At 67.1% G+C, this 5,750-nt stretch carries 10 protein-coding genes; 2 read left to right on the plus strand and 8 right to left on the minus strand.

All coding sequences use genetic code 11. From position 1 onward, the window contains the following. Window positions 1-29: 29 nt before the first annotated feature. Together IE153_RS40935 and IE153_RS40940 are read right to left on the minus strand one after the other, a co-directional pair. Window positions 30-806 (minus strand): GntR family transcriptional regulator, encoded by a 777-nt coding sequence (locus IE153_RS40935; protein ID WP_189594753.1) that lies wholly within the window; start codon window positions 804-806, stop codon window positions 30-32. Window positions 807-863: 57 nt separating this feature from the next. Next, window positions 864-1,283, minus strand: a complete 420-nt coding sequence (locus tag IE153_RS40940) for a TIGR03668 family PPOX class F420-dependent oxidoreductase (protein ID WP_189594754.1) — start codon at window positions 1,281-1,283, stop codon at window positions 864-866. 208 nt (window positions 1,284-1,491) lie between these two features. Between IE153_RS40940 and IE153_RS40945 the strand changes: the two genes are divergently transcribed. Both IE153_RS40945 and IE153_RS40950 read left to right on the plus strand, forming a co-directional pair. Next, window positions 1,492-1,767 (plus strand): hypothetical protein, encoded by a 276-nt coding sequence (locus IE153_RS40945; protein WP_189594755.1) that lies wholly within the window; start codon window positions 1,492-1,494, stop codon window positions 1,765-1,767. Window positions 1,768-1,812: 45 nt separating this feature from the next. Then, window positions 1,813-3,051, plus strand: coding sequence for an RNA-guided endonuclease InsQ/TnpB family protein (locus IE153_RS40950; protein ID WP_189594756.1), 1,239 nt, complete (start codon window positions 1,813-1,815; stop codon window positions 3,049-3,051). A 137-nt stretch (window positions 3,052-3,188) separates the two neighbouring features. Here the strand turns inward: IE153_RS40950 and IE153_RS40955 are convergent, their stop codons facing one another. From IE153_RS40955 to IE153_RS40980, 6 genes are all read right to left on the minus strand, one after another. After that, the gene (locus tag IE153_RS40955) at window positions 3,189-3,380 is read right to left on the minus strand and encodes a hypothetical protein (RefSeq protein ID WP_189594757.1); all 192 of its coding nucleotides are present in this window, start codon (window positions 3,378-3,380) and stop codon (window positions 3,189-3,191) included. 52 nt (window positions 3,381-3,432) lie between these two features. After that, window positions 3,433-4,065, minus strand: a complete 633-nt coding sequence (locus IE153_RS40960) for a hypothetical protein (RefSeq protein WP_189594758.1) — start codon at window positions 4,063-4,065, stop codon at window positions 3,433-3,435. 150 nt (window positions 4,066-4,215) lie between these two features. Then, window positions 4,216-4,641 carry a hypothetical protein gene (locus IE153_RS40965; protein WP_189594759.1) on the minus strand — a complete coding sequence of 142 codons (426 nt, stop codon included), beginning with the start codon at window positions 4,639-4,641 and terminating at the stop codon, window positions 4,216-4,218. Window positions 4,642-4,682: 41 nt separating this feature from the next. Next, the gene (locus IE153_RS40970; protein WP_189594760.1) at window positions 4,683-5,015 is read right to left on the minus strand and encodes a helix-turn-helix domain-containing protein; all 333 of its coding nucleotides are present in this window, start codon (window positions 5,013-5,015) and stop codon (window positions 4,683-4,685) included. Beyond that, window positions 5,012-5,161, minus strand: a complete 150-nt coding sequence (locus IE153_RS40975) for a hypothetical protein (protein ID WP_189594761.1) — start codon at window positions 5,159-5,161, stop codon at window positions 5,012-5,014. The genes IE153_RS40970 and IE153_RS40975 overlap by 4 nt, the downstream gene beginning before the upstream one ends. Before the next feature lie 53 nt (window positions 5,162-5,214). Further along, on the minus strand, window positions 5,215-5,750 hold a 536-nt coding region (locus tag IE153_RS40980; protein WP_229829443.1), incomplete at its 5' end, for an HNH endonuclease.

Genomic DNA, 5,750 nt, shown 5'->3' on the forward strand with positions numbered 1-5,750 from the left:
GCTGGGGGCGTCAGGGCGACGGGCGGGAGCTACGGCACATCGATCACGTACCGGAAGGTGTGGCGGTCGCACGGCACGATGGAGTCGAGGACCTCCAGAGCGTTCCCTGCGGAGTCGTAAGCGGTGCGCATGACCTTGGCGATGGGGACGCCGGCCGGGATGTCGAGCTGCTCGATCTCATGCGGGTACGGCATACGGATGTCGAGGTCCTCGATGAACTGGACGATGCGACGGCCGATCGGCCCGTCGGGGTTTTCAATGAACCCGTTGGCCCCGCCTTTGATTAGCTTCGACTCGGCGAGCGGAGTGCCTTCAGCGAGGGAACGTTCGTAGTAGCTGTCACATAGCTGCATAGGCTGACCGTCTACGAGGAACAGGAGGCGGCGGACGACCACGGGAGCACCGGCCTCAATGCCGAACCGGTCCGCGACCTTCTCCGGCGCACCCGTCTCGACGACCTCGCGGATGACCTGCTTGGGCACCTGGCCCTGAGCTTTGGCCTCGGCGTTGTAGTTGGCCTCACCCGTGGCCCGCCGGGCACGGTAGATGCTGCCCGTCTGTCGGAGGCTGACGCGTGGCCGCTCACGAACGAAGGCGCCTTTGCCTTGATGCGAGGTGATCAGCCCTTCCATCCGAAGCTGGGCGATGCCCTTGCGGGCAGTGTCCCGGCTGACCTTGAAGCGTTCCTTCAGGTCGTTCTCGGATGGCAGCTTCGCGCCTGGCGCGAGGCCTCCCCTGAGGATCTCCGCGCGCAGTTCGTTGGCGACCCTCTCATAGGGGTGCTCTCGTGCCGGGTTCGGTGACATCACTCTCCTGTCGGATGGCTACACAAGTGAGCGTAGCTGGACGTCACGAGATTTCGTCTACCCTCGGCCGGCCGACCAGCCTGACCAGCGGTTTACGAGAATCTTGATCACGGGGCCAACAGGGCGCTGCTCGCGGTACTGCTCGTACTTGTCTACCAATGCGTCTACAAGTTCGCCTGCAAGTTCGTTGTCGATCACACGCGCCTCACCGTCCGCACGGACCCACCACAGGCGGCCCCAGTCCTCCTCGAAGTGATCCACGAGGAGCGTGACGACAGGGTTCTCTTCGATGTTGCGCAGCCTCTTGAGGTTGGAGTGCCGCTTCGGCTTGTGATCGACGGCAATCACCACAGCGTCACCGACTACCGCGAACGTGGCCGGCACGAGGTGCGGCCTCCCGCCGGCGTCCGCCGTCCCGAGGCGCAGCACCCTGGCGTGGGCGAAACGACTCCGTAGTTCCGTGTCTGTGAGCCCCATGCCGCGACGGTACCCAGCATCCGTTTCGTCGCACTACTTGCACGCTCCGCGGCAGTGGCGCTACTTTCAGGGGGCCGAACTTGGCTAGCCAAGTCATCCCGAGCCCGGGAACGGCAACGGCCGAGGTGCGTCAACACCCCGGCCGTCGAAGCCATCAGCGGTGCCAGCCGCTGACCAGCAACTCAATCTGCGCGATTGGAGCCTACCCATGAGCTTAGCGCCTGCCGTCTCCCCCGACTACCTGCTCGATGCGCCGCTGACTCAGCTGCTCGCCGAAACCGGAGTCGAGCTCGTCGACAGCTCGATCGCCGACCGAGAGTTTTTCGGTGCGGTCGTTCAACGCAAGAACGGCGACGTACTGCTCGCGATGCCGACCGGACGTAGCGAGCTGGAGCACGACACCGTCGCCCGCTACCTGCTCGCCCAGATCTTCGACGTCGACGTGCCGAAGCTGCCGGCGCCGATCGTGACGACCGAGGTCTGACTGTCAGTCCCTGCCCGTAAAGTCCGGTGAGAGAGGGGGTGTTCCATGCTGACGGGACGGAAGTACCGGCTCAAGCTCACGCCAGAGCAAGGGGCTATGTGCGAGGAGTTCGGCAACATCTGCCGCGCAGTATGGAACACCGCCCTTGAGCAACGCAGGACGTACCGGAAACGTGGCGCCTATATCGACTACGTCCCTCAGTCGGCACAACTTACCGAGGCCAAGCGTGAATTCGAGTGGCTGCGCGCAGCACCAGCAAGCATCCTGCAGCAGACGCTACGAGATCTAGAGCGGGCTTGCCGAAGGCACGGAGCATTCAAAGTCCACTGGCGCTCCAAGACTCGCTGGTCCCCTTCGTTCCGCTTCCCCGAGCCGGAGCGAATCAAAGTCCGCCGAATCAATCGCAAGTGGGCGGAAGTCAAGCTTCCAAGGATCGGCTGGCTCACCTTCCGGTGGACTCGACCGATCGGAGGTGAGATCCGTTCCGCCACGGTCTCCCGCAAGGCGGGTAGCTGGCACATCTCCTTTCTGGTGGAAGACGGCCTATTGACGCCAGATAGCCATGACGGACGGCCCGTGGGAGTCGATCTTGGCGTGGCCGTGGCCGTCACCACGAGCGCAGGTACTTTCCATGATCGGAAATTCGCGTCTCCTGGAGAAAGATCACGCTACCGCCGCCTGCAGCAGCGGCTAGCTCGTCAGCGCAGGGGGAGCTCCAACCGACTCAAGACTGTTGCCGCCATGCGTAGAGCTATGGCGCGCGTTACAGATCGCCGCTCTGATTTCTATGCGAGGACTGCAAAACATCTCACCGAGGTTTACGGGGTCATAGCTCTTGAAGACCTCGCCATCAAGAACATGACAGCTTCCGCGCACGGAACTGTCGAGATTCCGGGGAAGAACGTTCGACAGAAGGCTGGCCTCAACAGGGTCATCCTCGACAAGGGCTGGCATCGATTGGTGCTGGCCATCCACAGCGCTGCCCGGTACTCGGGCAGTCAGGTGCTACTTGTCAATCCGGCCTACACTTCACAGACGTGCAACCGGTGCAAGCACGTGGATTCGAAGTCCCGCAAGAGCCAAGCGGTCTTCGTATGCACGACTTGTGGACACCAAGACCACGCTGACGTGAACGCCGCCAAGAACATCCTTAGCGCCGCAGGGTATGCGGTGCCAGCCTGTGGAGACCTCGCCGTTGGGCGGTCCGTGAAGCAGGAACCAGCGACCCCGCGAGGGGGACCGCACCAGCTAGCGTTGCCACTAGCTGGAATCCCGGAACGTTAGCTTCGGGAGGAAGCCAAGCTCTGGCGGAGGGTCTCCCCCCCCCAGAGGCCCCGCCGGTGCCGGCGCCTCTAGCAGTGTCGCGCGTCTGACGGCACGACGAAGGCCCCACCTCGATCCGAGGTGGGGCCTTCGTCGTGTCATCCTTCGGTCTCGGCGAGGAGTTGGTCGAGGATCGCGTGGGCGGCGGTCGGGTCGGGGGAGATGTCGGCGAGTTGCCGCATGGCCCGCTCGTCGACGGCGAGGTAGATGTGGCCTTGCGGGTCGGTGGCGGTGGTGGTGTTGATGCCGTGGTGGGCGCAGAGGGCTTTAAGGTCGGCGTCGCTGTTCATGCGGGATGCCTGCCCTGGCGGTGGGCGGGTAGCTGGGCTGTTCGGGTGGCGGTCAGGCGGCCCGCCTCTCGGCGACGGTGAGCTTCAACGCCTCGGAGTGCCCGTACTCGGTCCCGCACCCGCGGCATTGGAATCCGTCGGTGTCGAGGGTGACGGATCGGACGGTGCCGCAGGGGCAGGTGACGGGGATGCGTCGGGGTGCCCGTTCGCCGCTGATGATGGCTTCGATCTGCCGCGCGGCCTGCTGGATTTCACGGCCGAATTCGTCGAGGGCCGGGTGTCGGCTGGCGGCCCGGGTGAGGTTGAGTCGCAGCGTTTCGACGGCGACGTCGACGCGGTGCTGGAGCCGGCCGCCAGCACCGCGGCGGGCGAGCCCGTAGCTGGCCCAGTCCTCGACCCACGTTTCGAGGGTGGAGACGATGCCCCCGTTGGCGGTGAGGCTGAGGATCTGCTCGTTGCACGGCATGGGGTGGCCGCTGCTGCCGCTGACGACGGGTCCGTCGCTGCCGCCGCGGCCGGGCTGGATGCGCAGGCAGAGCCGGGCGTAGAGGCCGGCGGGCCCGGCCAACTTCCGCAGGTCCTGGTCGATGCGGTGCTCGCACGGCAGGCAGATGTACCGGCCGGTCTCGTGGTCGAGCAGCTGGCGCGGGCAGATCACGCAACGGGGCGACGGTGCGTCATTCACGGCGGGCTCCTTGTGCGGGCGGTGCGGGCTACTGGTGGTTCTGTCGGTTGCGTGCTGCTCGCCGCCGCTGCCGGACTCGCCGGTCGTGGCGGGTGAGGAGTGGCCAGGCGGTGAGGGCGGCGGCGAACGCGGCGGCGAGCAGCGGCCAGGTCACGGGCGGTCGCCGGAGTACTTGGCCTCCCAGTGCGCGCGGTCGAGGCGGGCTTCGTCGGCTGGCGTGGTCTCGCCGTCCTCGGGCGGCTGGAGTGCGTTGAGGATCTGCCGACCGATGGCGCGGTGGGTGTGGGTGGCGCCGTCGACGAACAGCTCGGCGCCGAGGCGGCGGACGCGGGCGACGGTGGCTTCGGCGCGCTCCCCGCTCCCCGTACCCGTGACGGCGTCGAGTGCGGCGTGGACTCCGCGCCAGATGACAGCGTTGCGGTGGGCCGTGGTGGGCGGCATGTAGACGCCGAGCGCGCGGATGTACGCCCACACGGCGTCGTAGGCGGGCTGCCGCGGATCGGTGGCCGCCTGCTGCTCGCGTTCGGCGGCTTGCTGGCGGGCCCAGTCGACGGGGCCGCGGGGCTGGTCGGTCATGCGGCGGTCTCCTTGATCCAGGTCGGGTCGGGGGGTGCGGGTCACGCCTCGGCTCCGCAGGTGCGGCAGGTGAAGCCGGGGGGCGGGCTGTCCATGCAGGCTCGGCAGTTCGGCTGTGTGATCAGTCGTTGTGGGGTGACGCCGAGTGCCGCCGCGAGAGAGACGACGTCGTCGACGTACACCGCAACCGGGGAGGCTGCGGGGTCGGCGGCCCGCTCCATGCGGCAGATGGTGCTGAACCCGACCGGCTTGCCTGTGCTCTCGGTCTGACGGGCGAGGGCCCGCTGTGACCAGCCGTGCAGGGTGCGCAGGGTGGCGACGTTGGCGCCGACGGTTCGGGACACGGTGAGGTCGTCGGTTCGGGGGCCTCTCACACTTGCTCCTTGATCGGGTAGGCGCGGGCGTACAGGGCGCGGATGTGGGTGCGGAATTGGGCGGCTTCGGCGGGGAGCAGGGCGCCTCGTTCGGCGCGGGCGACGAGGTGCAGGAGACGGGCCAGTGGCGGCGGTTCGGTGGTCATTCGGGGCTCCGTGGGGTCGAGGCCGCCGCGGCTGAGCGCGGCGGCCCACCAGGTCAGGCGGTCTGGTCGATGTCTTCGCTGGAAGCGGCGATGCCGGACTGGACGACGCACTGCTCGCAGATGTGCGTGGTGGCGGCTCCGGGGGTTCGCCAGGCGACGGCCGCCTTCTCCAGGCCGCATGCGGTCTTCCAGAAGCCGGTCTTGCTGGGCTTGGCGTAGTGGACGGTCCGCCCGTTGACGAGGCGGAGGCGGTCCGGCCAGGGCGCGAGTTGAATCTCCTGCCCGATGCGGCGCAGGACGTCGTAGGGGTCCTCGTAGCCCTTCTGCAGGCGCTCGGGCAGGATCGTGGCCCGGACTTCCTGGACGGTCTTGAAGATCCGGCCGCGCTTGATGCCGTTGCAGACGTGGCAGGCCAGGACCCAGTTGTCGCGCGGGTTGCGGGCGACGTAGGCGTAGGGCACGAAGTGGTCCCAGTTGAGGCGCAGGACAACGTCCTTGCCTTTGCGGGTGATGGTCGTGCCGAGCGGTATCTCGCAGTAGAGGCAGCGGTTGCCCTGCTGGGCGATGATGCGGGCTCGCTCCGCGACGC

Source organism: Streptomyces massasporeus (assembly GCF_014648995.1).
GTDB classification, from domain to species: Bacteria; Actinomycetota; Actinomycetes; order Streptomycetales; family Streptomycetaceae; genus Streptomyces; species Streptomyces massasporeus.

Bases quoted from the DNA above. Each gene is read 5' to 3' on its own strand.
- IE153_RS40965 (WP_189594759.1), bottom strand. From the start codon at position 4,641: ATGACCGACCAGCCCCGCGGCCCCGTCGACTGGGCCCGCCAGCAAGCC.
- IE153_RS40940 (WP_189594754.1), bottom strand. From the start codon at position 1,283: ATGGGGCTCACAGACACGGAACTACGGAGTCGTTTCGCCCACGCCAGG.
- IE153_RS40975 (WP_189594761.1), bottom strand. From the start codon at position 5,161: ATGACCACCGAACCGCCGCCACTGGCCCGTCTCCTGCACCTCGTCGCC.
- IE153_RS40950 (WP_189594756.1), top strand. From the start codon at position 1,813: ATGCTGACGGGACGGAAGTACCGGCTCAAGCTCACGCCAGAGCAAGGG.
- IE153_RS40945 (WP_189594755.1), top strand. From the start codon at position 1,492: ATGAGCTTAGCGCCTGCCGTCTCCCCCGACTACCTGCTCGATGCGCCG.
- IE153_RS40955 (WP_189594757.1), bottom strand. From the start codon at position 3,380: ATGAACAGCGACGCCGACCTTAAAGCCCTCTGCGCCCACCACGGCATC.
- IE153_RS40935 (WP_189594753.1), bottom strand. From the start codon at position 806: ATGTCACCGAACCCGGCACGAGAGCACCCCTATGAGAGGGTCGCCAAC.